This is a genomic window from Paraburkholderia sp. EG304 (genome assembly GCF_046543485.1).
GTDB lineage: Bacteria > Pseudomonadota > Gammaproteobacteria > Burkholderiales > Burkholderiaceae > Paraburkholderia > Paraburkholderia youngii.
In genome coordinates this window covers 23,273-45,633 of sequence record NZ_JBKGUA010000036.1, presented here as the reverse complement: position 1 = coordinate 45,633, position 22,361 = coordinate 23,273, and the positions used below count along the sequence as shown (strand labels likewise).

The 22,361-nt window shown below is 59.9% G+C and carries 29 protein-coding genes, 1 tRNA gene and 1 pseudogene; 16 read left to right on the top strand and 15 right to left on the bottom strand.

Translation table 11 applies throughout. The annotated features are described in order from the left end of the window. The first annotated feature begins 457 nt into the window (after positions 1 to 457). From acs to ACLFKU_RS30990, 7 genes are all read left to right on the top strand, one after another. Positions 458 to 2,440: an acetate--CoA ligase gene (acs, locus tag ACLFKU_RS31020; RefSeq protein ID WP_410851651.1), complete on the top strand. Its 1,983-nt coding sequence runs from the start codon at positions 458 to 460 to the stop codon at positions 2,438 to 2,440. A 156-nt stretch (positions 2,441 to 2,596) separates the two neighbouring features. Continuing rightward, on the top strand, positions 2,597 to 3,025 hold the full coding sequence (locus ACLFKU_RS31015) for a DUF4212 domain-containing protein (protein ID WP_368586706.1): 429 nt from the start codon (positions 2,597 to 2,599) through the stop codon (positions 3,023 to 3,025). 4 nt (positions 3,026 to 3,029) lie between these two features. Beyond that, complete coding sequence (locus ACLFKU_RS31010; protein WP_410851650.1) at positions 3,030 to 5,048, top strand: sodium:solute symporter family protein; 2,019 nt, start codon at positions 3,030 to 3,032, stop codon at positions 5,046 to 5,048. Between the two features lie 70 nt (positions 5,049 to 5,118). Continuing rightward, positions 5,119 to 5,209: transfer RNA gene (locus tag ACLFKU_RS31005), tRNA-Ser, on the top strand. A 121-nt stretch (positions 5,210 to 5,330) separates the two neighbouring features. Next, entirely contained in the window at positions 5,331 to 5,969 is a 639-nt protein-coding gene (locus ACLFKU_RS31000; RefSeq protein ID WP_410851649.1) for a DUF1902 domain-containing protein, read from the top strand. Further along, complete coding sequence (locus ACLFKU_RS30995; RefSeq protein ID WP_410851648.1) at positions 5,969 to 6,157, top strand: type II toxin-antitoxin system HicA family toxin; 189 nt, start codon at positions 5,969 to 5,971, stop codon at positions 6,155 to 6,157. Before ACLFKU_RS31000 ends, ACLFKU_RS30995 begins: the two co-directional genes overlap by 1 nt. Before the next feature lie 86 nt (positions 6,158 to 6,243). Next, entirely contained in the window at positions 6,244 to 6,441 is a 198-nt protein-coding gene (locus tag ACLFKU_RS30990) for a hypothetical protein (protein ID WP_410851647.1), read from the top strand. Between the two features lie 107 nt (positions 6,442 to 6,548). Here ACLFKU_RS30990 and ACLFKU_RS30985 read toward each other — a convergent pair whose 3' ends face one another. Together ACLFKU_RS30985 and ACLFKU_RS30980 are read right to left on the bottom strand one after the other, a co-directional pair. Further along, entirely contained in the window at positions 6,549 to 7,559 is a 1,011-nt protein-coding gene (locus ACLFKU_RS30985; RefSeq protein WP_410851646.1) for a P63C domain-containing protein, read from the bottom strand. A gap of 246 nt (positions 7,560 to 7,805) precedes the next feature. After that, positions 7,806 to 8,210 carry a hypothetical protein gene (locus ACLFKU_RS30980; protein WP_410851645.1) on the bottom strand — a complete coding sequence of 135 codons (405 nt, stop codon included), beginning with the start codon at positions 8,208 to 8,210 and terminating at the stop codon, positions 7,806 to 7,808. Positions 8,211 to 8,301: 91 nt separating this feature from the next. On the opposite strand from ACLFKU_RS30980, the gene ACLFKU_RS30975 reads away from it, so the two are divergent. Then, entirely contained in the window at positions 8,302 to 8,637 is a 336-nt protein-coding gene (locus ACLFKU_RS30975) for a DUF3892 domain-containing protein (RefSeq protein WP_410851644.1), read from the top strand. A 130-nt stretch (positions 8,638 to 8,767) separates the two neighbouring features. Here the strand turns inward: ACLFKU_RS30975 and ACLFKU_RS30970 are convergent, their stop codons facing one another. Continuing rightward, positions 8,768 to 9,028, bottom strand: coding sequence for a hypothetical protein (locus tag ACLFKU_RS30970; RefSeq protein WP_410851643.1), 261 nt, complete (start codon positions 9,026 to 9,028; stop codon positions 8,768 to 8,770). 831 nt (positions 9,029 to 9,859) lie between these two features. On the opposite strand from ACLFKU_RS30970, the gene ACLFKU_RS30965 reads away from it, so the two are divergent. Further along, positions 9,860 to 10,168, top strand: a complete 309-nt coding sequence (locus ACLFKU_RS30965) for a DUF3892 domain-containing protein (protein WP_410851642.1) — start codon at positions 9,860 to 9,862, stop codon at positions 10,166 to 10,168. 268 nt (positions 10,169 to 10,436) lie between these two features. Here the strand turns inward: ACLFKU_RS30965 and ACLFKU_RS30960 are convergent, their stop codons facing one another. The 4 genes from ACLFKU_RS30960 to ACLFKU_RS30945 form a co-directional block, all read right to left on the bottom strand. Beyond that, the gene (locus ACLFKU_RS30960) at positions 10,437 to 10,559 is read right to left on the bottom strand and encodes a hypothetical protein (RefSeq protein ID WP_410851641.1); all 123 of its coding nucleotides are present in this window, start codon (positions 10,557 to 10,559) and stop codon (positions 10,437 to 10,439) included. A gap of 185 nt (positions 10,560 to 10,744) precedes the next feature. Beyond that, positions 10,745 to 10,873 carry a hypothetical protein gene (locus tag ACLFKU_RS30955; RefSeq protein WP_410851640.1) on the bottom strand — a complete coding sequence of 43 codons (129 nt, stop codon included), beginning with the start codon at positions 10,871 to 10,873 and terminating at the stop codon, positions 10,745 to 10,747. A 16-nt stretch (positions 10,874 to 10,889) separates the two neighbouring features. Continuing rightward, positions 10,890 to 11,054: a hypothetical protein gene (locus tag ACLFKU_RS30950; protein WP_410851639.1), complete on the bottom strand. Its 165-nt coding sequence runs from the start codon at positions 11,052 to 11,054 to the stop codon at positions 10,890 to 10,892. Between the two features lie 481 nt (positions 11,055 to 11,535). Next, the gene (locus tag ACLFKU_RS30945; protein ID WP_410851638.1) at positions 11,536 to 12,051 is read right to left on the bottom strand and encodes a helix-turn-helix domain-containing protein; all 516 of its coding nucleotides are present in this window, start codon (positions 12,049 to 12,051) and stop codon (positions 11,536 to 11,538) included. 82 nt (positions 12,052 to 12,133) lie between these two features. Here ACLFKU_RS30945 and ACLFKU_RS30940 point away from each other — a divergent pair, with 82 nt between their 5' ends. Both ACLFKU_RS30940 and ACLFKU_RS30935 read left to right on the top strand, forming a co-directional pair. After that, on the top strand, positions 12,134 to 12,355 hold the full coding sequence (locus ACLFKU_RS30940) for a helix-turn-helix domain-containing protein (RefSeq protein ID WP_410851637.1): 222 nt from the start codon (positions 12,134 to 12,136) through the stop codon (positions 12,353 to 12,355). A gap of 26 nt (positions 12,356 to 12,381) precedes the next feature. Further along, complete coding sequence (locus ACLFKU_RS30935) at positions 12,382 to 12,714, top strand: hypothetical protein (RefSeq protein ID WP_410851636.1); 333 nt, start codon at positions 12,382 to 12,384, stop codon at positions 12,712 to 12,714. Here ACLFKU_RS30935 and ACLFKU_RS30930 read toward each other — a convergent pair. Further along, complete coding sequence (locus ACLFKU_RS30930; protein WP_410851635.1) at positions 12,711 to 12,917, bottom strand: hypothetical protein; 207 nt, start codon at positions 12,915 to 12,917, stop codon at positions 12,711 to 12,713. The genes ACLFKU_RS30935 and ACLFKU_RS30930 overlap by 4 nt on opposite strands. Positions 12,918 to 13,117: 200 nt before the next feature. Between ACLFKU_RS30930 and ACLFKU_RS30925 the strand changes: the two genes are divergently transcribed. The 4 genes and pseudogenes from ACLFKU_RS30925 to ACLFKU_RS30910 form a co-directional block, all read left to right on the top strand. Continuing rightward, on the top strand, positions 13,118 to 13,378 hold the full coding sequence (locus tag ACLFKU_RS30925; RefSeq protein WP_410851634.1) for a hypothetical protein: 261 nt from the start codon (positions 13,118 to 13,120) through the stop codon (positions 13,376 to 13,378). A 54-nt stretch (positions 13,379 to 13,432) separates the two neighbouring features. After that, positions 13,433 to 14,134, top strand: a complete 702-nt coding sequence (locus ACLFKU_RS30920; protein WP_410851633.1) for a phage antirepressor KilAC domain-containing protein — start codon at positions 13,433 to 13,435, stop codon at positions 14,132 to 14,134. Then, positions 14,131 to 14,391, top strand: coding sequence for a helix-turn-helix domain-containing protein (locus ACLFKU_RS30915; protein ID WP_410851632.1), 261 nt, complete (start codon positions 14,131 to 14,133; stop codon positions 14,389 to 14,391). Before ACLFKU_RS30920 ends, ACLFKU_RS30915 begins: the two co-directional genes overlap by 4 nt. A gap of 1 nt (position 14,392) precedes the next feature. Then, positions 14,393 to 14,497, top strand: a pseudogene (locus ACLFKU_RS30910) (hypothetical protein); the annotation flags it as partial. Here the strand turns inward: ACLFKU_RS30910 and ACLFKU_RS30905 are convergent. From ACLFKU_RS30905 to ACLFKU_RS30875, 7 genes are all read right to left on the bottom strand, one after another. Next, on the bottom strand, positions 14,452 to 14,844 hold the full coding sequence (locus ACLFKU_RS30905; protein ID WP_410851671.1) for a PriCT-2 domain-containing protein: 393 nt from the start codon (positions 14,842 to 14,844) through the stop codon (positions 14,452 to 14,454). The pseudogene ACLFKU_RS30910 and the gene ACLFKU_RS30905 sit on opposite strands and share 46 nt — an antisense overlap. A 755-nt stretch (positions 14,845 to 15,599) precedes the next feature. Beyond that, a complete protein-coding gene (locus ACLFKU_RS30900; RefSeq protein WP_410851631.1) occupies positions 15,600 to 15,983 on the bottom strand; it encodes a hypothetical protein in 384 nt (127 codons plus the stop codon). Next, positions 15,980 to 16,495, bottom strand: coding sequence for a hypothetical protein (locus ACLFKU_RS30895; protein WP_410851630.1), 516 nt, complete (start codon positions 16,493 to 16,495; stop codon positions 15,980 to 15,982). Before ACLFKU_RS30895 ends, ACLFKU_RS30900 begins: the two co-directional genes overlap by 4 nt. After that, complete coding sequence (locus ACLFKU_RS30890; protein WP_410851629.1) at positions 16,495 to 16,710, bottom strand: helix-turn-helix transcriptional regulator; 216 nt, start codon at positions 16,708 to 16,710, stop codon at positions 16,495 to 16,497. The genes ACLFKU_RS30895 and ACLFKU_RS30890 overlap by 1 nt, the downstream gene beginning before the upstream one ends. Positions 16,711 to 16,812: 102 nt before the next feature. Then, entirely contained in the window at positions 16,813 to 17,724 is a 912-nt protein-coding gene (locus ACLFKU_RS30885; protein WP_410851628.1) for a hypothetical protein, read from the bottom strand. A 102-nt stretch (positions 17,725 to 17,826) separates the two neighbouring features. Next, positions 17,827 to 19,062: a tyrosine-type recombinase/integrase gene (locus ACLFKU_RS30880; protein ID WP_410851670.1), complete on the bottom strand. Its 1,236-nt coding sequence runs from the start codon at positions 19,060 to 19,062 to the stop codon at positions 17,827 to 17,829. Positions 19,063 to 19,395: 333 nt separating this feature from the next. After that, a complete protein-coding gene (locus ACLFKU_RS30875; RefSeq protein ID WP_410851627.1) occupies positions 19,396 to 20,151 on the bottom strand; it encodes a hypothetical protein in 756 nt (251 codons plus the stop codon). A gap of 227 nt (positions 20,152 to 20,378) precedes the next feature. On the opposite strand from ACLFKU_RS30875, the gene ACLFKU_RS30870 reads away from it, so the two are divergent. Next, positions 20,379 to 22,346 carry a hybrid sensor histidine kinase/response regulator gene (locus ACLFKU_RS30870; protein WP_410851626.1) on the top strand — a complete coding sequence of 656 codons (1,968 nt, stop codon included), beginning with the start codon at positions 20,379 to 20,381 and terminating at the stop codon, positions 22,344 to 22,346. The last annotated feature ends 15 nt before the right edge of the window (positions 22,347 to 22,361 follow it).

Sequence of the window (22,361 nt, the reverse complement as noted above, 5' to 3'; positions counted from 1 at the left end):
CGGCTAGTTCAGTTAGCATTGTCATTGTAAGAGGCCGTGCGATAGAGCGTAAGTGTGCGAAAGCAAGCGATCTGGCGGTGCATCCAGTTCGCATCAGCGGCATGCGATGTGCTGCGGATGAACGTAGAACGGGCGATCTTTTCCGCGCGCATCTCGTCTGATCAACGTGCAAGCACGTCGGTGGCCCGCCCGATCTAAGGGTTTTCGCTTGCAGATCAACACGATGCACGTAAGTGGCCGGTAAGTTGCGGCGCTTATGGTTGAGCCTGACGCGGGTGATGGATCGAGCAGGGCGCCCGCAAGCACGGATGTTGCGATGCCGCACGCACGCGCGTTTGACGGCATTGCGAGGTGGGAGACAGCGCCGCTCGTGGCGGCTCGAACAGGATAAGTCCCGCGCGCGCGATGCGCGCCGGTACAGGTTTTTCCGTTTTTCATCTTCACCAAGGGGTTGTCGATGTCTGCGATTGAATCGGTTCTTCAGGAACGCCGCGTTTTCCCGCCCTCCGCTGACACGGCGAAGGGTGCCACGATCTCCGGCATGGACGCGTACCGGGCGCTCGCCGCCGAAGCGGAGCGCGACTACGAAGGCTTTTGGGGGCGTCTTGCGAAGGAGACGCTAAGTTGGCACAAGCCATTTACGAAGGTGCTCGACGAATCGAAGGCGCCGTTCTACACGTGGTTCGAGGACGGCCAGCTGAACGCGTCGTATAACAGCATCGACCGTCACGTCGAGGCGGGCAATGGCGGGCGCGTCGCGATCGTGTTCGAAGCCGACGACGCCACCGTCACCAACGTCACCTATCAGGATCTGCTGCAACGCGTATCGCGCTTCGCGAATGCGCTAAAAAAACGCGGCGTGAAGAAGGGCGATCCGGTCGTCATCTATATGCCGATGTCGATCGAGGCCGTCGTCGCGATGCAGGCATGCGCGCGTATCGGTGCGACGCACTCGGTCGTGTTCGGCGGCTTCTCGTCGAAGTCGCTCAACGAGCGGCTCGTCGACGTCGGCGCGGTCGCGCTGATCACGTCCGACGAACAGATGCGCGGCGGCAAGGCCTTGCCGCTGAAGAGCATCGCCGACGAAGCGCTCGCGCTCGGTGGCTGCGAGAAGGTCAAGAGCGTGATCGTGTACCAGCGCACCGGCGGCAAGGTCGCGTGGGACGCGGCGCGCGACCTGTGGATGCACGAACTCACGCAGGGCGAGTCGGACCAGTGCGCGCCCGAATGGGTCGACGCCGAGCATCCGCTCTTCATCCTCTATACGTCGGGCTCGACCGGCAAGCCGAAGGGCGTGCAGCACAGCACTGGCGGCTATCTGCTGTGGGCCGCGCAAACGCTGAAGTGGACCTTCGACTGGCGCCCCTCCGACGTGTTCTGGTGTACCGCCGACATCGGCTGGATCACCGGCCATAGCTACATCACGTACGGACCGCTGACGCTCGGCGGCACGCAGGTCATGTTCGAAGGCGTACCGACCTATCCGAACGCCGGACGCTTCTGGCAGATGATCGCGAAGCACAAGGTCACGCTGTTCTATACGGCGCCGACGGCGATCCGCTCGCTGATCAAGGCCTCCGAGGCCGACGCGAAAGTGCATCCGAAGAGCTACGACCTGTCGACGTTGCGCATCATCGGCACGGTCGGCGAGCCGATCAATCCGGAAGCGTGGGTGTGGTACTACGAGAACGTCGGCGGCGGCCGTTGTCCGGTCGTCGATACGTGGTGGCAGACCGAAACCGGCGGCCACATGATCGCGCCGATGCCCGGCGCGACGCCGCTCGTGCCGGGTTCGTGCACGCTGCCCCTGCCGGGCATCATGGCCGCGGTCGTCGACGAAACGGGCCAGGACGTGCCGAACGGGCAGGGCGGCATTCTGGTGGTCAAGCGTCCGTGGCCGGCGATGCTGCGCAACGTGTGGGGCGATCCGGACCGCTACAAGAAGAGCTACTTCCCCGAGGAACTCGGCGGCAAGCTCTACCTCGCCGGCGACGGCGCGGTGCGCGACAAGGAAACCGGCTACTTCACGATCATGGGCCGCATCGACGACGTGCTGAATGTGTCGGGCCATCGCCTCGGCACGATGGAGATCGAGTCGGCGCTGGTCGCCAATCCGCTCGTCGCGGAAGCTGCCGTGGTGGGCCGCCCCGATGCGACGACCGGTGAGGCGGTATGCGCGTTCGTCGTGCTCAAGCGTGCGCGTCCGCAAGGCGAAGAGGCCGTCAAGCTCGCGAACGAACTACGCAACTGGGTCGGCAAGGAGATCGGTCCGATCGCGAAACCGAAGGACATCCGCTTCGGCGAGAACCTGCCGAAGACGCGGTCGGGCAAGATCATGCGTCGTCTGTTGCGCTCGCTCGCGAAGGGCGAGGAGATTACGCAGGACGTGTCGACGCTGGAAAACCCGGCGATTCTCGACCAGCTCGGCGAGTCGATTTAAAGCGTTGTAAGCGGGTCCGCTGGACGGCGGCGGTGTGTCGATCGACACACCTGCCGGTGTATCGAGCAGACCCGTCGTTCGAGCGGACGGCCTGCACCATGTCATTGGGCGGACAATCCCAATTGCCTCGCCGTTGCCTTTTTGATACATAGGCGCATGGCCGCGCCGCACCTATCCTCCCATGCCACGTTGAACCCCCCGCCCGAACCGCCTCCGGTCTCGGCGGCGATGGCGCTCGCGCATCGCAAGTACTGGCGCTTCAACCTCGCGCTGATCGCGGTGCTGATGACGCTCGGTTTCTTCGTCTCCTTCGTCGTGCCGTTGCTGGCGCCCGCGCTCGCGCAGGTGCGCGTTGGCGGCTTCAGCCTGCCGTTCTACTTTGGCGCGCAGGGCGCGATCCTGATCTACCTCGCGTTGATCGTCGTCTATATCGTGCTGATGCAGCGCGCCGATCGTCAGTTGCAGCGCGCGTTCGAAGCGGATTCGCAGCGCGATGCCGCAAGCGCTCCCGCCGCGGATTCCACCCGCGGCGCGAACGATGAAGTCAACGTCGGCACGGATGCGCCGGCCGCGCGCGGACGCTGAACCGATGAAGCTCACGCATCGGCTGATCCGCTCGTACACGCTCTATACGCTCGGCTTTCTGCTGTTCGTCTATGTGATGTGGCGCATCGAGCGCAGCACCGGTCCCGGCGTGTGGATCGGCTATGTGTTCCTGTTCGTGCCGATCGCGGTGTATGCGGTGATCGGCGTGCTGTCGCGCACGTCCGATCTGGTCGAATACTACGTGGCCGGGCGGCGCGTGCCGTCGGCGTTCAATGGCATGGCGACCGCGGCCGACTGGCTGTCGGCCGCGTCGTTCATCGGTCTCGCGGGCTCGATCTACGCGACCGGCTACGATGGCCTCGCGTACCTGATGGGCTGGACCGGCGGCTATTGTCTCGTTGCGTTCCTGCTCGCGCCGTATGTGCGCAAGCTGGCGCGCTACACGATTCCCGACTTTCTCGGCACGCGCTATTCGAGCAACGCGGTGCGCGGCCTCGCGGCGCTCGCCGCGATCCTGTGCTCGTTCGTTTATCTGGTCGCCCAGATTCAGGGTGTCGGGCTGATCGCGACGCGCTTTATCGGCGTCGATTTCGCGGTCGGCATTTTCTGCGGGCTCGCGGGCATTCTGGTGTGCTCGTTTCTGGGCGGCATGCGCGCGGTGACGTGGACCCAGGTCGCGCAGTACATCATCCTGATCCTCGCGATGCTGATCCCGGTGTCGATGATCGCCCACAAGGACGGCCTCGGCTGGGTGCCGCAATTCAGCTATGGGCGCCTGATGGAGCGCATGGAAGGGCTCGAGAAACAGGTGCGCGACGCGCCGCTCGAGGAGCGCGTGCGCGACGACTATCGACGCCGTGCCGCGCTGATGCAGATGCGGCTCGATACGCTGCCGCAATCGTTCATCGACGAGAAGCAGCGGCTCACGCAGGAGGTCGGCGATCTGCGCCGCCATAACGGTCCGTTGCGCGAGATCAAGGAACGTGAGCGTGCGCTCGAACAGTTTCCGCGCGATGCCGCCGCTGCGCAGATCGTCTGGAGCCAGAAGCGCGACGACATGCTGATGCGGGCGACCGCCCCGGTGCCAATGCACGAACCGTTTCCTGCTGTCGCCGATGAAGACCGGAGCACGCATGCGCGTAACTTTTTGTCGCTGCTGCTGTGTCTGTCGCTTGGCACGGCGAGCCTGCCGCATATCCTGACGCGCTATAACACGACGACGTCGGTCGCGTCGGCGCGCCGCTCGGTGGGGTGGACGCTCTTTTTCGTCGCGCTGTTCTATCTGACCGTGCCGGTGCTCGCGGTGCTGATCAAGTACGAGATCCTGTCGAATCTGGTCGGCCATCATTTTGCCGATCTGCCGCAGTGGCTGATGCAATGGCGCAAGGTCGAACCGAGCCTGATCAGCCTTGCCGACACGAACGGCGACGGCATCGTGCGCTGGAGCGAGATCCAGATGCAGCCCGATATGGTCGTGCTCGCGGCGCCCGAGATCGCGGGGCTGCCGTATGTGATGTCGGGCTTGATCGCGGCGGGGGCGCTGGCGGCGGCGCTATCGACCGCGGATGGTCTGCTGCTGACGATCGCGAATGCGTTGTCGCACGACGTCTATTACCACATGGTCGATCCGAATGCGTCGAGCCAGCGGCGCGTGACGATCTCGAAGATTCTGCTGCTGGGTGTCGCGCTGTTCGCGTCGTATGTGGCGTCGCTGAATACGGGGAATATTCTGTTTCTGGTCGGCGCGGCGTTTTCGCTGGCGGCGTCGAGTCTGTTTCCGGCGCTGGTGCTCGGCGTGTTCTGGAAGCGCACGACGCGCCTCGGCGCGGTGGCGGGGATGGTCGCGGGGCTCGTCGTGTGCATCTACTACATCGTGTCGACGTATCCGTTCTTCACGCAGATGACGGGCTTCACGGGTGCGCGCTGGTTCGGCATCGAGCCGATCAGCTCGGGCGTGTTCGGCGTGCCGGCGGGGTTTCTCGTGGCGATCGGGGTGAGTTTGATCGATCGCAAAGCGGACGCTTATACGATCGCGCTGGTCGACTATATCCGGCATCCGTAGGCGGTTTTCTCGCGGCGTTGGCGGGGGTGTGGCGCACGGCGCGAAGTTTGCTATAATTCGGCTCCCCGCCGGAGAGATGGATGAGCGGTTTAAGTCGCACGCTTGGAAAGCGTGTATAGGTTAATAGCCTATCCGGGGTTCGAATCCCCGTCTCTCCGCCACCCTTCCAACAAGGCCTTGCGGCCTATCAAGTTTCCTCGCTGTGCCAATCAGGCGGCTTGTGCCATTGCGGGCAGCATCGGGCGATCATCGCCGGGAAGCGATTTGCCTACGAATGAGGCGGTGTCCGCCAACGATGCCGATGCGACAAGGCTTTTGCAGAACATCAGTCGGCCAGTCCACCATCCGGCCCACCATTGGCGCGCCCACTCCTCAGCCGCGAATCGCTCTTATTTACCACGGGCGCCGCATGCGCGAGCCTGGCGGGCTGTCATCCTCGCCGTGCGGAAAGAGGATGAAGCGGTGCCGGCGGCAATTGTGCGAAAATCACTGAGAGTGGGGCGACGCGTGGCATGCAGAATGCATGTCCGTCGGCAGATGGGGCGAAATGTTGTCGTCAATCAGACACGTCGTGAGAAGTTTTTCGAAGACTGCTTCGTTAACCCTATAGACGCCGGCGATTTGCGGCGATACCTTTCACCGAAGAAGGATGGCTACCTAGCCAAGGATGCCCAAGGATTCGCGGAGGGCGATATGTTACAAGTAAAAGTTACAGCGTTTCACGACGCTGAGGCGGACGTCTGGGTTGCTGAAAGCGAGGACGTTCCTGGTCTGATTACAGAAGCCGATACGCTCGAAGCCCTTATTCGCAAACTGCGTGCGCTCATTCCTGAGCTACTGGCCGCGAATGGGAAGGATGCACGGCAGGACGTTCCGTTTACAGTCGAGGTCAAGGACGTTGCCCATGCAATGGAGGCCTGATGGACTTCGCGCCAGAAGTGAAAAAAATCCTGCGCGATAATGGCTGCAAGTTCTACCGAGAGGGAAGGGGTGATCATTCCATCTGGGAAACGCCGGGCGGTCATCGATTTCCGGTCGACAGCAAGATCAAGTCTCGGCACACGGCCAATGGCATCATGAAGCAGGCCGGCATCAAGCATCATTTCTGAGAGAACCCCGCCCAGTGCGGGGTTTTTTTACTTCCAGTTTGCGCCCTGCGCCGGGGCGACCCTCAAGTTTTTATCTGCCGTGCCGAATGCTCGGTCATGAGCCAAGAACAAAACCCAAAGTTGCCTACTACGCCATCGAAGCGGCATCAGTCGCGATGGATGCCTTCTGCGAGGCCAACAATATCGACGTTCTCGACCTGACCGAAGAGCAGGCCGACTCATTCCTCTATGCGGCGCTCAGCGAAGCTTTCTCGCCGCACACGAAAATGAGTGACATCTGGTAGGGCGCGACGGACAGAACGGTCGGCGAGGTCACCGGCGGCTAAGCCATCGACAGCTGATCGCGCAGCTGTTGCTCCTGGAGCCTTGCGTCGGCTCAGTCCAGGAGCGATTATTCATTGCCGAAATCAAATTCCTGTTGATCGCCGAAGAGGGTACGGACGTGTCGCTCGTATTCCTCTTTTGACTTGGAGATTCGGGCGATCCCTAAAAGCTGACCAAGGTGAGTACGGAGCGCGCGGGTGCCTATCTCAGATAGAAATTGATGGAGTTTTTTAGTCCGATCGCCGCTCTTCGCCTTATTTGCCTGAATTAGCTCTAGGAGCTTGCCGTTGCTCCGGGCCAACGGGGAATACACATGAGTCAGCGTCAGCTTTTTAAACTCCCACGGCCGGCCGCGCTCGAATTTGGGAATCTGATAAAGCTTGTACCACTCGTTATATAACTGCGGCGGAAATTCCTTCTCGTATTCCTTCGCTTCCTGTTGAACGTACAGCTTGAACGCCGTAACGATTTCTTCGCGAGTCGCGTCGTAACCGGACAGTGCATAGACCAAACCTTTGATGCCAGCCTTTGCAGAGGCATTCAGAACGATGTGCGCCTGTTTCGCGACGTGCATCTGCTGAGACTGCAGTTGGCCATCCGCCTCCGCCTTGATAATCGCCTTGCATACGTCAATCAAAATGGTGACGTCGTAGCCGTATACGGTCATCGGTGGCTGGTCGAGACCCGGGGGTACCCCGTTAAAGATCAATGGGTTATTGATTTTTTCGACGAGATCGAGGCCCAGGGCATTTGAGATGGCCTTGCCCTGCACAAATCGCTGAAATGCCGCACCACTATCGCTCTTGAGGCCAATGCTTGCGCTCATTCCCCGTTGACTAATCACGGCCGTCTTCTGCTCGTCATTCAACACATAACAGTCGACATCGATCCCGAAGTCTTCTTTGAAGCTACCCCTGTGAGTCGCTTGTGGCGGCTTCATGCCCCAACGGGCAACCGCCGCTTTCTTGGCGATCAGACTGCGCTCTTCGCTCGAAAGCGATTCGGCCCGCGCAACGCCGCCTTTGGCGCGTCCGGCCGTCTTCTTCGCCGCAACCTGCTTCTTATCGTCTTTTTTCATGCAAGCATCCCAGAAATTTGGATGCTTGCATCCTAGCCGCTAATATACGAAAAAGCAAGCATGTAAGATTCGGTGATGCTTGCTTTGATGTTGCTGCCGTCAATCTCTCAAGTTTGCACCGCGTGGCTCATCCTGTAGTAGTGTTCGTCTCAGGCAGCTAGCCCGCGCCGGATGATGACGGATTTGCCCATCTCGAGAAGTAAGGTCCCTGTCGGCGTGGTTGAACCACAGAGCATTGACTGTCCCTCAGGAGGAAATATGCCTGTTACCAACGAGCAATTGGCAGAGCTTCTGGTTGGCATCGCCCGGTCTCAAAAGGCGATTATCGATGCCGTCGCGAACCATCTTGGTCAGAACGGAAACGCATTTCGCATGGGAGCCGTGATTCCGACCGTCCAAGGCTATGCGGGTCTGGGGAACCGTCAAGCGCCGCCCACCCTTCATGACCTGCCAGCCCGCATTCTGCTCCAGATCCAAGGAACTCCACGGGCTGGAGCGCAACCTCTCGAAGAGTGGGTAGAGCAGGAACTCACCCGGATCGTAGGTCCGTGATGAAGATCCAGCTTGGCCGGTTTTGGAGAGCTCCCCCGCGTCGGCGACATTGGCTGAAAAATCAATTCGAGATTTAGAATCTGATTTCGTAGAAGGCATTGAAAATCACGTTTGTTTTCGGGAATCCAGCTCTTTTGATGTGCGCCAATACATCTCGCATAAGTCACGGGTAAACCTTCAATTCCCTCGCATGATGGATCGTGCAATATCAAACTCCATCATAAAGAGCGGAGGTTTTATGGCGCAGCGTATTCAGGTTCTCTGCATCAGGAAGACAAGAAAGCAGAGAAGGCACGAAGCCATTTCGCATATCGGCGGAAAGAACCCCGACGGGAGCCGGTGGAAGATCAGCGAGAAAGACGCGATTAACGGGATTGAGACGGGTAGGTGGAGCTTCTATGTCGGCGTAAATGGCCAGCCGGTTGATGTGCTCGTCTGGAAAACGCCGGAAGGCCACAAATTCCTCAGGACCGGGCACGACGTGACCACTGCGGACAACCTTCTCAGCCTGCCCCAGTGCCGGTAAACGTTTCACGCCTCGCGGCGCTCGACTATGTCTGGCTTGCCGAAAGGGTGGCCCAGTCGGCTGGCTTGGCCAGATTTGAAATCTAGGCAAGGCGCGCTGCAGGCCGGGTTGGAGAGTTGCGAATTGAAAATTACTCGCCTTCCAGCGGATCGCGTTCACCCAGCGCCTCGTCAATTAGCCGCCTGGCTCGTTGCATGGCTTGGCCGGCGGCCGCAGTTGCGGGGTGCATCGAGTGGTAGTGCTCCGGTTTTGCGATCGGCGCGCCGGTGCGCACGTCGTCCCGGTGGGAAAAGATGCGCTCGACAAGCAGCGTGACATTGGAGCCGCCGCGTAAGTCGTCGCGCGCTGTCACCGTGATGCTGAAGCCTCGGTGCATCTGTCTATCGAACATGTCATGTCCAGGCGGTACAAGCGATAGGTCAAGTTTAGCGCGGTGGGTAGGCTGACGGATCCGTCTCCTGCACGACTATCGATTCGAGGTCGAGCTCGCGACACCGACGAAAAGGGTGTGAGTTCACAATTCACACGGCTATAGCTCGAGCGGCTCCTCGACGACAGCCCGCTCGATGCGGGCTGGGCGCTAACGGCCATCGTTGCGATGACCGGCTGTCGCGCTGAGCGTGCGTCAGACTTCGCCGGCTAGCACCAGTGACGCTGGAACGACACTTCGTCACGGAGCCTTACGATAGATCTCCACGAGACCCTTGAATAGCTCGGCGAGATATTCGGTGTCGCCTTGGGCCCGACCTTCATGAGTTTGGCCCATTCCGATGGGGGCAGCTGATAGCTGAATGGACTGGGATTCGATGAGCTTGTGAAAAGTTGCAATTGCGTGTTCACGCGCCGCAAGTTCGTTTAATGGCATTTAAATACCCGTTCTGGTGTAGTTGAGGAAATGGCAAGCTATCACGAAAATTGCGGCGAGACGATGCGACGCCTTGACGCCGACGAAAAGGGTGTGAGTTGAACTCACCTGCCTTGGCGGCGCTCTAACTCGAGCGGGTCCTAGACGCATGCTGCGGGCCTCGTCAGCATCGGTGCGGATTATTCCGTATTTGAAATCTGATTTCGCAGAAAGCATTGAAAATCATTTTTGTTTTCGTTAAACCGGCTTTATGTATTAATGTACGTTAATGCACATCAACTAAAGCCTCAGGTAAACCTGTAATTCCTTAATGTGCACGATCATACAATATCAAAATCCATCATAAAGATTGGGGGTATGGCAATGCGTATTAAGGTTTTCTGCATCAGCAAGACGAATAAGGAGGGTAGGCACGAGGCTATTTCGCATATCGGCGGAAAGAATGCCGACGGGAGTAGGTGGAAGATCAGCCAGAAAGACGCTATTAACGGGATTGAAACGGGTAAGTGGAAGTTCTATGTTGGCGGAGATGGCCAGACTGCTGATGTGCTCGTCTGGCAAACCCCGCAAGGCCACAAATTCCTCAGGACCGGGTGCGACGGGGCCACTGCGGACGATCTTCTCAGACTGCCCGAGTGCCCAATGAATGCCTCTCCTTGTTTCTGATTGCGGGAGTTTCCGGTATCGGTCAGCGCCGCGCGTCTAGTCTGCGGCGCTAAACACCGCGGACGCGCCACACAAGGCCCCGAACGTTCCCGCCGCGGATTGTGCGTTCGGGGCCTTTCTCTTAACGAAGCGGCTTCACGCGCTCCGGTTTCCTGCGGTAAATCCTTTCCGTTAGGCGCCAATGACGCGGTCGTCCCGCGTGAAATAGTCGAGTTCATCGAACGTACGCGTCCCGGCGGTGTGCTGCGGTCGTTGTTGGGTGCTCACTTCAACCTCCTTCAAGTTGCGATTTGACGCCCGGCGCGATGATATTTAGCGCCAGCCGTATCAGTTCGATCGACGTCGGGTCATCGTGGCGCAGCTCGAGCAAATCTTTAGCGTTTTGGCTCAAGACTTCTCTCCGTTAGCGCGGGGTCACAAGCTTGCCGGCCGAGAACGCCGCCTGAATCCGGGCACGAGGGCGGTGAGCGATGTCAGTGAGTGTCATCACCATCAAAGTTCGGTCTACCAACGCGAGGAAGCGAACGTGGCCGTCGAGACTCTTCGCCGCGGCCCGGTGCATTGCCTTGCGGGCGTTCACTTGCTCACCTGGACGGTAAGAGCAGCGTTGATGCGCTCGGAGACCGTATTCAGACCGCTGAAAACGGCATAACCGATGATCGATACTGACGCGACGACGATGAGGATTGCAGGTGCGTATTTCATTATGGTCTCCTATGGTCTAGCACCCGGGAATCGAAGCGACGCCCTGAATTCCCTCGGGCCGCCACGACATGAAAGTTTTTGAATCAATCTGCGACATGTAGAACGCCGTCTGCAGCGCACGGACGAAGTCAAACCAGATCTTGAGCATGGTGAAAACGATCACGCGGCGCACCAGCTGCACGGGAGCCCTACGATTCCTTCCGGCGTCTCGTGCGCCACATCCCCTTCACGGCAATCCGGGTTACGGCAAGTCGCGTCGTGCACTTCGTTGCTCTCCGCCTGATTCATCGCATTTGCAAATGCAACGAGTTGGCCGGACGGGATGAATCGCGTGGCGATCGAGATAACTTGGTCTGCAGTTAGGTTGCTCATTTCGGGTCTCCAAGGGCGCTAAGTGGTGCGCCCATGGAGATCACTCTATACATCGACGAATATATTGTCAATGCATCTATGAATAGACTCGCGCGAAAAAAAGCCCGCGCGTTGCGGGCTTCCATGCGGAGCTGAATCCGGGTCAGTCCTCCCGGGCCGTGATGACCCGTACCGCCATGAGAAGGTGTCGAGCGACTTCGTCTAGGGCATCTTCGGCGTCTTTCGGTACTGGCTTTGCATCCGGTATAGGGATAGACGTCTTGACGCGCCTTTGACGGTAGGTTGATAGATCAACTACGCCTCTTTCTCTCATGAGTTCTTGCGGCATTTGGACCTCTGGCTTGATCAACGTGATCCGCCAATTTCTGCTCTTGTAGACGCAGCTCGCGGATCACATCGACATCCTGCATTCCCAACATTTGGCCTGCAAGCGTCAGAAGTTCGAGGTGCCCCGCAAGCACCTTTCGTCCGACGATTCCGAGGCCGTCCAGGCGCTCGACACACCGAATCAATGATTCCGCTACGTCGGAAAGAGGCTCTCTTGCCTCGCTTATCGATGAATTGGGCCCGACGCCGGATTGATCAATCAGCCACGTAACGCTTATGCCAAGTGCATCAGCCAGTTTCTTGGCGGTTCCGATATCAGGAGTATTTCCCTTCAGGATCCGGTTGATAGTCGGCTGAGGCACGCCTGAGAGTCGCTCAAGAGCTTTCTGGCTCTCGATCGCCCGGGCCTTCATGGCCTTGTCTAGGTTATCGCCAATGTTCATGGCCGGACTATACGCCCGCGCATATTCAGGCTTCAAACATTTATCCGCAGATGCATTGACAGAGCTATTCATAGACGTATAGACTGTGTGGGCGTTGATAACCTTTGGACCCCCGAACATGGACGCCCAACCTCCCCGCGACATGCTCGCGGAAATCAAGAACTTCACCGGCATGACGGAAGTCGCGTTATCGGCTTCACTCGGCGTATCTCAGCCAACCGTGAACCGCCTGCTAAATGGTCAGGAACGCTGCTCCTCAACCACGTTGCTCGCGATCCTTCGACTGCATACCGCCTTGAAGGCCGGCAAGTTAAAGCCGACTGAGCCGGCCGCAGCCTGACTAACTGCATCAAGGAGGCTGTCTAAATGACTAAAAAACAGAGTGGTTCCAGCGTAACGATTGACGTGAATGGCGCAGGCCTCGGCAAGGTCATGGTCGACGGTGTCGAGGTTCCGTGCGTCAAGGCTGTTTCGAGCATCGTCGAGGCCAATAAGGTGCCGGTCGTGACGTTTGATCTGGCCGTCAGCCGCGCCTGCAAGATCCAATATGAGGCCGCAGCGATCCGTATTAATAGCTTGACCATCCCGCTGCCCATCGAACTGGAGCTGTGGAAATACCTCGCAGCGAAATACGGCCGGGAGATCGACGTGACGACGCTCGGTTCGACAGCGCGCGAGTGGATCCTGCGTGATCGCTAGATCAGTTTGATCACGATGCCGGTCAGGAGGATTTCGAATGTTCGATTGCCATCCCCCACAGGTGTAAGCCGTCGACCATCCGCAAGTCGGAACTCGGGAGTGCTGTAAATCGGTGGATCTGCATTGCGAATCACGGTGCGGTAGGCGACAACCTGATAGATGTTCCCGTCTTCGTCTTTTGCTTTGAATATTTCCGTAACCATGAGGGTTCCCGTAGAGGATGGTTGTGTGAGAACTACCAATTCTACTGGCGAAAGCCGGAACCCTCACCCAAATGCCGGAAAGACTGTGCACTGAAGCGCGCAGTCGGTTAACCCAGATCATAAATTGCGACCGGGCAGCATAAAACGCCAGAAAGGCGAGCGAAATTAGAAGAGAGCGGCCCATAACATGGACCAAAAGAGTGAACGACAGACAGATAGGTGACGGCATGGCACGCGGAACGACTAGCAATGCGATCGGCAAGCTGACCGCTGAAGTCAAGACGAAAATCCCCGAAGACGAAAAAGAGGCGCTTGAGCGTATTGCTTTCGAGGCTGGCCTGAACGTCGCCGAGTTTTTGCGCGAAATGATAATGATCCGAATCCACGGGCGCGACCATGTTGTAAGGCTACACCGGGCCCGGCTGAATGTCGTGGCGGGAATAGGTCCTGACGAGGACTGAATTAGGCCCACATCAAGTAGCCAATAGGTCCCAGCCAGTACGGAGAGAAGCACCATGAATCAAATCTCATGCGTTAGTAGTCCTACGATGTCGAGCCGGGAAATCGCCGAGCTCGTCGAAAAGCGTCACGACAACGTGAAGCGAACTGTCGAAACACTCGCGGAGCGTGGCGTGATCGAACTTCCTCAATTTGAGGAAGTTAAAAACCACCTCGGCCAAGGGGTCACCGAATACCGAATCGGCAAGCGCGACAGCTATGTAATCGTCGCGCAGCTCTCGCCGGAGTTCACCGCACGCCTGGTTGATCGCTGGCAGGAACTTGAGGCCAAGGTCGCCGCGCCCACATTCAACGTCCCCTCGACCCTGTCCGGCGCTCTGCGTCTCGCGGCCGAACAAGCGGAACAGATTGAGCAGCAGGCCGCGCAGATTGCGGCTCAGAAGCCCGCCGTCGAGTTCGTTGGCAGATACGTTGAGGCGGATGGCAGCAAGGGTTTCCGCGAGGTGTGCAAGCTGCTCGGCGCGAAGGAGACCGAATTCCGCGCATTCCTCCCAGATGCCGACATTGTCTACAAGCTGGGTGGCCGGCTCGTTCCATACCAGCCACACATCGATGCGGGTCGATTCGAGATCAAAGCTGGCGTGACGCAGGACGAGTACGCCTACGCATTCAATCAAACACGGTTCACACCCAAAGGCGTCGAGTGGATCGCCGGAAAGTGGATGGCACACAAGCTCAATGGAGCGACCGCAGCATGAGTTTTCACCTCGTCAATCTCGCCTGGCAGAAGGACCTCAAGCACTCGCCGAAGATCGTTCTGCTGGCGCTCGCCGATTTCGCCGTTCAGTCGACTGGCGAGTGCGAGCCATCCATCCGTGTTCTGTCGGCGAAGTGCGGGTTGTCGGCTTCGGCCGTTCGCGCGCAGATCCTGCATCTGGAAAGAGCGGGTCTACTGGATGTTTTCCCCGTGATGGGGACGAACATCTACCGTGTGAAGTTGGGGGCGGCTGCTTAACATGGCACTCGCCGACGTCATCCACATGCCGGAGTACCGCTCGCCGCAGCTCGAGCAAGGCTACACGCGCATTGCAAACGAACTGCTCGAGGCAATCACGCTCGCGCCGTTCAGCCAGAACCAGTACAAGGTCATTATGACCGTATGGCGGATGACCCACATGACGAGCGTGCCGATCGTCGCGACGTTCGTCGTGCGGCCGAAGCTTTCCCATTCCTTTTCGCACAGGCCCGGCTTATACATCGGTTCGCCGTCATCCTTGACGCGCTCGTCTTGCGCCGACCAGTGGTCCCACAGTTCGAGCCATTCGTCATCTCCTTCGCCCTGGTGATGCAGGATCATGCCGAGTTTCAGCCAGCGGGCGCGATCCCATGCAGCGGCGTTCGGATCGAGCTGCGGCAGCAACTCGTGCTTGACGCGCTGCAGGGTCCAACGCAGATCGGGCTGCTTCATCTCCATGAAGCTGAAGTCGTCGTCGTTGCGCGCCTCGGTCGCAATCAGCATCGCCGCTTCAGCGCTGGCCTTCGCCAGGAAATAGTCAGGGTTGAAGTAGCCGCAGCCACGGTGCGACCAGGACTTATATTCGGCTCCCTGGTTCTGCACGGGGCAATACATGGCGCGCTCGGCCTGCGCCGAACTGGGATCGAGCTTTGCTCGAAAAAATGAGGCAATCGCGGGTGTCACCGCGCGGTGCTCGGCGCGCGACATATCACGCCCGCCGGGAATGATAATCCTCAGGCGCGGTGCTTCCGGCGTGTGCGAGCGCGTGGTATGCGCCAGGTAATCGAAGGGCGCGAGCACCTCGCCCCGGAGCAGAGCAAGGTACAGCTCTGCCGTGTCCTCGTCAAAATCGAGCACCACGGCCGAACCATACTTGAGTGCATCACGGGTGCGCCTGTGCCCGTCGAAAGCACCCCATGCGATGAACGGATCGCCCGTTTTTGCTGCGTTGCGCTCCGCTTTGCTCAGAGCCATGAAGTGGTGATGCGACATCGGGTTTTGCATCGGCTTCGAGACAAACGCTTCGAGCGCGTCGAAACTGATCGGCTTCGTAGGGCGGACAACACCCAGGTTCCCTTTGCCGGTGGACGCCGACAGAAGGCGTTCCGGAAGGGTTGGGGAAATTTGGCTATCTGCCATGAATTTATAAGATAAGTAATCCTTAAGATACCGGTCACCTGTTTCTCACAGGTGACCGACGCTTTCTTTCAGTTACCGAGCATGAAGCAGATATCCGGATCGAACGTTGCGCCGGGGGCGGACGGGGGATCGTAGATACCGGCAGTGACCGCAGCAGAAAAACGGGAAAGACGGGAAAAATGGCGTACAGGTCTCAGGCCCCACCCCTCGAATTCCATTGCGACAATATCCGCGATATCCCGGTAGGCGCTGAGAGAGGTCACCCGGCGCAAGCAAGGGATATCGACGGCCAAAGGCGGCACGCCGAGTGCGCGTTCGCGCCACCCATAGGAGAAACGGAAGGGTCCGAGCCAGCGCGACCTTGCCCAGATCGTGTCGAGTGCTCCCAACAGCTCGCGAGGGGTATTGTGGAAATCGAGCGCGAGAAAGTCAGCCGAAAAAGAATTCCTCATGCCGGGCTCCTCGTCAGTTGTTCGACCAAATCAGCCGGCCGCATGAGACGACCGCGCGGCAACTCCACCGGCTGAAGGTAGAAAAGGATGCCGCTCTGGTAGAAACACGTGCGGACGTCAAAGGCGATGGCGTTGGAGCCGCCGCAGAAATCGTGACGGAGATTGATGTCAATTCGGGTAGGGCTGCCGCCCGGGGAAAAGCCCAGGCCGGGCAGTGACCGGTCACGATGAAGCGCCTTGAATGCCGTCTGTTGATCGCTCCAGGTCTCAGGGCGATTCGACTTCGTGCTGCGACGCGTGACGGCGTTGATCGGCGTCTTGACCCACCTGTGACACTGGCCGTCCAGTACATTTTTCCAGGCGCACCAGCACGACTCGGCCTTCAGGGCCGCGGGGAGATGCCCGAACTGAACCTGCGGCGAAGCGGGCCTTTCCGGCGGCGAGGCCGCAGCGCGGGATGCACTCACAGGCGTCGTTGGATGGGCGAGGGTGTAGGAAAAGGAACGATCCATTACGCTGCGCCCCCGCCAAGGAGGACAACGCGCAGCTCGCCCACATTCCAGCGGGTCGAGCCGCCGATCTTGCGCGGGGCGGGAAGTGCGCCGCGCTTCGAGCGCTCCCACACGGTGGCGACATTGCACGCGCACAGCGCGGCCACGGTGCGCACGTCGACGCAGGCCGCGTCCGGCAACGCGTCGAAGGTCTTCAGGTCAGTCTTGTGAGCCATCAGTTTTCTCCAGTACCCGTCGGGATTGACGGGCAGGGAGAAGCGTATCGGGGCGGACGTTGCACAGCACCTCAAGTCACCTCAAATGCACCACATTCTCATTTAGGACGCCGCGAGAACCTCCAAGATTTTTGTCGTCGACAGATTGGGACGTCGTCCGCTAATCGCCTGTATGACCGCCGCCCGATCCGCTGGGCCGGTCGGGTCATTGAGTTCGAGCACAGAGAGCAGCACCTTGACACAACGCCGGCATGCGGCCGAAAGGCTTTCATCGGCGTCGCCCCTGTTGGCTGCTGCGAACACTTTATTGAGTGTCACTTTGCGCAGGCCTTTCACAAGGTCGGCGTCGATGATTTCCTCGATGACCTTGCTTTGGGATATGTCGCGTGTCTCTTTGATCGTCTCCAGCATCGCCGCTATGACAGCCAGGCAGTCGCCGGTGGTGATGTGCGAGCCCGATTCCCGTGCGATCTGCTCGACAGCCTTTCGCCAAGCGTCGACCCACGGGTGATACGTAAGCCCCCGTCGTTGGGCTATCTCAAGCCACTGATACATCGTGCGGCCAGGTGCGGGTTTCGCCTGATGTACAGCCTCGAATGCAAAGCGGAGCTCCCGATATGCCTCGGCCAAGGTCTTCCGCCCGGTCACCTTGCCGGTAGCCGCATCCCGAACCGTGAGTTCGTCAAGGCTCGTCTCTGCGACTTCTTCCGCTCGATACTGCTCCGTGACCCTGAAGTCCCTAGGATTGACCCTGCAGAAGACGAGGGCCGCCTGCGCGGGCGTCGCAGTCTGCTTCCGGTTGAACCAGTATTCCGTGCTCATCGCTTCGGCCCACCAGGCAACGACGTACCCGGGGTCCGACGGCGCCATCACGGGCGCGACGTCCACCCATGCTGCAACTGTGTATGGTTCGCCGGCTGGAACGCCCGGAACTCCATCAACGTCCGCGGCTGAAACCCGGTCTTGACCGGAATCCTGGACGACGTTTGCGGCGACAGACTTTATTTCGGACATGCACCGAGGTCCTGTTTCGTTGGGATTGTTTGGCCTGCGTTCATGCGGCACCACGTGCCCACGCACCGATGTCGCCGATTCTGTCTGGCATGGGAGCGGCGCCTACGCCGTTCGCTGCATCGGAATGACGGCCCCCTTCGGAAGCGGTGTCGCTATGAAAACGGCCCAGTCGTTCATCAGGCACCGCCGCCGCTCCAGCACGTCACCGCGCCAGTAGGCCGCTTCGGATTCGTCACCCTTCACGTGCGCGAGTGCGACTTCGGCCAGTTCGCGCGGATAGTCCGTGCGCTCGCCCGCCCAGTCACGGAAGGTTGAACGGAAGCCGTGCGGCGTAGCTTGCAGTCCGGCGCGGCGCAGGATCGCCAGCAGTGTCATGTCGGACAGCGTCCTGCCGGTCGGGCTGGGGAAGACGAGGGCACCGTCATCATCGGGACGCGGCAGGGCCTGGAGCAGCACCACGGCCGCATCGGACAGCGGCACGCGATGCTCTTTCTTTGCCTTCATCCGTTCGGCCGGAATGCGCCAGACCGCCTTGTCGAGGTCAATTTCGGTCCACGTTGCTCCGCGGGCCTCGCCCGAGCGGGCGGCAGTCAGGATGGCAAACTCCAGACAGCGCGCGGCCGTCGTCAGCGTGCCGCGCAGTGACACCATGAATGCACCCATGTCGTCGATGGCCATCGCCGGATGGTTGCGAACCCGCTTCGTCTTGCTGGGTGCGGCCAGCAGCTTGTCCAGATTGCCGCGCCACGTCGCGGGATTCTCGCCTGCGCGATAGCCCTTGACGCGTGACCAGTCGAGCACGTTCTCGATCCGGCCGCGCAGCCGCGACGCGGTTTCCGTCTTCGTCGTCCAGATGGGTTCGAGCACGGCGAGCACATGCTCGCGGCCGACATGCGCGACCTGAAGCCTGCCGATCAACGGATAGGCGTATTCTGCAAGCGTGTTACGCCACTGGCTCGCATGCTTCGGGTTGCTCCATTCGGCCGACTTCGCCTCGATGAAGCGCTTCGCCGCGTCTTCAAAGGTGATTTCGCGCGCCTGCATGGCCCGTAGCTGGCTATTACTTTCCTTGCGCGCGAGCACCGGGTCCACGCCACGACCGATCTCCTCGCGCTTCGCACTGGCGTGTTCGCGGGCAGTCTTGAGCGATACGGCCGGATACGCGCCGAGGCCGATCTCGCGCCGCCTCGCGCCAACCATCACGCGCAGGATCCATGAGCGTGCGCCACCCGGCGTGACCTGTAACGCCAGGCCCGCTACCCCGCCGACCATGTGTAAGCCGGGTTCGGTCAGGCGTGACACCGCCAGCGCGCCCAGCTCTCTTGCAATCTTCGGCATTCGTCTACCCCCCAATCTACCCACCATAAAATTTACGGTTAAAGGCGACAAAAAGCAATGGGGTCGGATAATTTAACGGCGCGCCTAAACGATAACCGACTGATTACACGTGAAAATTCCCGGCTGATTGCGACAAAGGACAACAGTCTGGCGGACCCTCTCTCCGCCAAACTGCCTTTTCTGGCAGCCCACCAGTCCAAGCCAGACACTCCAAAAGCCTTAGGGTTGGTCACAGCTTAGCCAGCCAGTGATTTCTTCCTGCAGCACGACCTCCAGCGCGTAACGATCAAGCAAAACGCCCATCGCGCTTGCGTGCTGATGCCTGCGTATCGATCATCGATTCCGGTCGGACAATCGCCCGACAAACTTCCATCCCTGATCCGCTACCCAAACATAAGTGAAGCCCGACGGACCGTCGATGAAAACGGTCATGGGCCGATCCGATCTTGCCGCCTCCTGTTGTCGCTCAGTCGACGCGGGAGTGATTCGCGCTTCGTCCTGTTTCAATGGCACGGCGCGCTCTTCAAGCCGCCAACCGTCTTCATTGACGTAAGTGAGCCGCGACGTTCCCCCTGACGGTGTTTGCAGCGTCAGTGTAAGCCGGCCTCCGTTGACGTCCGCTGGCTGGGCGCCATGGGAGTCCATGCTCGCCGTCACCGATGCATCCGCACCCGCGATGACGACACCCTCTACGGGCGTAGCAGCCAAAACCATGCTGCACGCAGCTTCGAGGGTCATGAGTGCTGCGAAGGCGAACACCGCGCGTTTGATAAGCGGGTTTTTCATGTTAAGTACCTCCTTGCTGGCCGCGCTGTAGGCGTCGTCCATTCGTGCTGTTGAGGGTGTGTCAAACGGTACGTTCGGTCGAGGAGCGGCCGTCTCTCGATGAGCTTCACTATCGACCGAACCGTCTTCGAGCAAAACCCACACTCCGGGGGGACCGTCTCCCCCCAAGCGGAGCCGTTTCAATTGCAGGTAGGTCACGCAGAGATCGCTTTTCACGCCCAATGAGCCCTCGGCCTTGGCCGTGCCCGACAGCCGCTTCCATATGAGGAAAGCCGGGATCGCGGGCGATGGATGCGTCGGCATTTCCGCGCATTCCCGGCTATGTCCTCGTGTCGGCGATTTACATGATCAGTGAATAAGCCGCGGACTCGAGCGTCGAAAACGTACGCCGCCCGGCGGGCACCGATGCGCCGATTGTTCGGGGGGAAGGCGCGACCTAGAATGATTGAGCTACCTTCATCAACGCGCCCGGCCAGCGCCGATCGCGACCAACGACGATGAACCTGTTCAGCTTGCCGCAGGCGTCTGCCTTGAAACGCCTGCAACAGCAGCCCGCGCTCGCGACATTCATCGCGCGGCTCGTCGAAACATTGTGCTGGCCCGCGCGTTTCGCCGACCCCGAGGTCGAGCGCCAGTTCACCATCGAATATGGACGCGGTTTCGCCGATTTCCGCCGCGCGGCGATCATTCTCGGTACGTTGGTGTGGATGTGCTTCGGCTGGTGGGAGATCAGTCTTGCGCGTCATAGCGAGGCATTCCGGCCGTACTTCGCCGAGATCTTCTTTTTCCGCGTCGCGGGAACGCTCGCCGCAACGGCCGCAATCGTGCTGTCGTTCCGGCCGACGTTCGTGCGCGATGAGACTGCGCATCGGGTCATGCTGTCCGGGATGGCGGTCATGTTCGTCTGCCTGACCGTGCAGACTTTCCTCGCACCACGGCCCTTCAACTACACCCATTTCTTCGTCGGCTTCTACCTGATCCTGTTCTATCAATTCGGTTTTCTGCGTTTGCGTGCGAAGGCGACGTTACTGCTGACGCTCGGCGCAACCGGCGCGATCCTGCTGGCCCAGCTTGTGTCGCAAGGAATCGATCCGGACCTCTTCTGGGCGGGCATGTTCTACATCGCCAACGTCGTGGTGATCGGACATAGCGTGAACGTGAATGCGGAGCGGCATGTGCGCGATCGCTATCTCGCCGTGCAGGCGCTCGCGCACAGCAATGGCGCGTTGCAGGATGCCAATGTGGAACTCGCGCGCAAGCATCAGGATCTGGAGCAGGCGCGGCGCGAGCAGCAGACGCGCTCGGATGCGCTGATGGCGTTGCGCGAGCAGCAGAAAGAAGCCGCCGAGCAGGCGAGCCGCGCCAAATCGCGCTTTCTCGCCGCGGCGGCGCATGATCTGCGGCAACCGATGCACGCGCTGAACATGTTCCTCGCGGCTGCCGACGAGGCGCTCGCGAAGCACGACATCGAGACTTCGACCGCACTGATCGGCGATGCACGCAAGGCGTCGGCGCTGAGCGCGCGGCTCTTCAATGCCGTGCTCGATCTGTCGAAGCTCGAGTCGGGCCACGTCAAACCGAGCTATTCGGGTGTCGATCTGGACCGCGTCGCGCAGGATGTCGTCGAGCAGCTGGCGCCGTTCGCGGCGAGTCTCGGCGTGAAGCTGCGCTACTCGCGCGGCGGCCGCAACTGCGCGATGGTCAGGACCGACGCCGACTGGATTCCGCGCGTGCTGAGCAACCTCGTTTCAAATGGCATCAAATACGCCGATCGCGCGAAGGCCGGACGTTGCGCCGTCATCGTCGCGATCGTGCGCATGCGCAACTACGTGCGCGTCGATGTCGTCGACAACGGCATCGGTATCGCGTCGAAGCATTGGGACGCGATTTTCCAACCCTTCGTGCAGATCAGCAATCCCGAACGCGATCGGGAAAAAGGCTTGGGTCTCGGGCTATCGATCGTCAATGCCGCGGTGTCGCTGATGGAAGGTCACCGGATGGAGTTCAAGTCGATCGAGGGCAAAGGCTCGCGCTTTTCGATTCGTTTGCCGGTTGCGCAAGCCGGCACCGAAGTGGCTGTGCCGATGACGGACGTCGCGCCTTCGCGGGCTTCGTTGCGCGGCCTGTATATCCTGCTGGTCGAAGACGACAGGCTGGTGCGCGCGTCGACGGAGGCGTTGTTCGGGCAGTGGGGCGTGTTGTTCGATTCCGCGAATTCACTCGCCGAGCTGGAGACTTTGGTGCATACGATCGAACGCTTGCCCGATCTCGTGATTACCGACTATCGGCTGCCCGAGCGTCACACTGCGCACGACGTGGTCCATTTGATTGCAGTGCAATTGCCGCGGCCGGTGCCATGTCTCGTCATCACCGGCGAGGCCGGCATCAATGCGCAGGGCGTTTTGCCGGAGCGTTGCATACTCAGCAAGCCGCTTTCCGCCGAAACGCTGGCGGCGCGCATGGTCGAACTGGCGAGCCGTCAACGCAGTGTCGTCTAGCACTTGCGCATGGCG

Excerpts from the sequence above, each read along its gene's own strand:
- acs (WP_410851651.1), top strand. The coding sequence starts at position 458 with ATGTCTGCGATTGAATCGGTTCTTCAGGAACGCCGCGTTTTCCCGCCC.
- ACLFKU_RS31015 (WP_368586706.1), top strand. The coding sequence starts at position 2,597 with ATGGCCGCGCCGCACCTATCCTCCCATGCCACGTTGAACCCCCCGCCC.
- ACLFKU_RS31010 (WP_410851650.1), top strand. The coding sequence starts at position 3,030 with ATGAAGCTCACGCATCGGCTGATCCGCTCGTACACGCTCTATACGCTC.
- ACLFKU_RS30995 (WP_410851648.1), top strand. The coding sequence starts at position 5,969 with ATGGACTTCGCGCCAGAAGTGAAAAAAATCCTGCGCGATAATGGCTGC.
- ACLFKU_RS30990 (WP_410851647.1), top strand. The coding sequence starts at position 6,244 with ATGCTCGGTCATGAGCCAAGAACAAAACCCAAAGTTGCCTACTACGCC.
- ACLFKU_RS30985 (WP_410851646.1), bottom strand. The coding sequence starts at position 7,559 with ATGAAAAAAGACGATAAGAAGCAGGTTGCGGCGAAGAAGACGGCCGGA.
- ACLFKU_RS30980 (WP_410851645.1), bottom strand. The coding sequence starts at position 8,210 with ATGCCTTCTACGAAATCAGATTCTAAATCTCGAATTGATTTTTCAGCC.
- ACLFKU_RS30975 (WP_410851644.1), top strand. The coding sequence starts at position 8,302 with ATGATGGATCGTGCAATATCAAACTCCATCATAAAGAGCGGAGGTTTT.
- ACLFKU_RS30970 (WP_410851643.1), bottom strand. The coding sequence starts at position 9,028 with ATGTTCGATAGACAGATGCACCGAGGCTTCAGCATCACGGTGACAGCG.
- ACLFKU_RS30965 (WP_410851642.1), top strand. The coding sequence starts at position 9,860 with ATGGCAATGCGTATTAAGGTTTTCTGCATCAGCAAGACGAATAAGGAG.
- ACLFKU_RS30955 (WP_410851640.1), bottom strand. The coding sequence starts at position 10,873 with ATGAAATACGCACCTGCAATCCTCATCGTCGTCGCGTCAGTATCGATC.
- ACLFKU_RS30940 (WP_410851637.1), top strand. The coding sequence starts at position 12,134 with ATGGACGCCCAACCTCCCCGCGACATGCTCGCGGAAATCAAGAACTTC.
- ACLFKU_RS30935 (WP_410851636.1), top strand. The coding sequence starts at position 12,382 with ATGACTAAAAAACAGAGTGGTTCCAGCGTAACGATTGACGTGAATGGC.
- ACLFKU_RS30930 (WP_410851635.1), bottom strand. The coding sequence starts at position 12,917 with ATGGTTACGGAAATATTCAAAGCAAAAGACGAAGACGGGAACATCTAT.
- ACLFKU_RS30920 (WP_410851633.1), top strand. The coding sequence starts at position 13,433 with ATGAATCAAATCTCATGCGTTAGTAGTCCTACGATGTCGAGCCGGGAA.
- ACLFKU_RS30915 (WP_410851632.1), top strand. The coding sequence starts at position 14,131 with ATGAGTTTTCACCTCGTCAATCTCGCCTGGCAGAAGGACCTCAAGCAC.
- ACLFKU_RS30905 (WP_410851671.1), bottom strand. The coding sequence starts at position 14,844 with ATGAAGCAGCCCGATCTGCGTTGGACCCTGCAGCGCGTCAAGCACGAG.
- ACLFKU_RS30900 (WP_410851631.1), bottom strand. The coding sequence starts at position 15,983 with ATGAGGAATTCTTTTTCGGCTGACTTTCTCGCGCTCGATTTCCACAAT.
- ACLFKU_RS30895 (WP_410851630.1), bottom strand. The coding sequence starts at position 16,495 with ATGGATCGTTCCTTTTCCTACACCCTCGCCCATCCAACGACGCCTGTG.
- ACLFKU_RS30890 (WP_410851629.1), bottom strand. The coding sequence starts at position 16,710 with ATGGCTCACAAGACTGACCTGAAGACCTTCGACGCGTTGCCGGACGCG.
- ACLFKU_RS30885 (WP_410851628.1), bottom strand. The coding sequence starts at position 17,724 with ATGTCCGAAATAAAGTCTGTCGCCGCAAACGTCGTCCAGGATTCCGGT.
- ACLFKU_RS30880 (WP_410851670.1), bottom strand. The coding sequence starts at position 19,062 with ATGCCGAAGATTGCAAGAGAGCTGGGCGCGCTGGCGGTGTCACGCCTG.
- ACLFKU_RS30875 (WP_410851627.1), bottom strand. The coding sequence starts at position 20,151 with ATGCCGACGCATCCATCGCCCGCGATCCCGGCTTTCCTCATATGGAAG.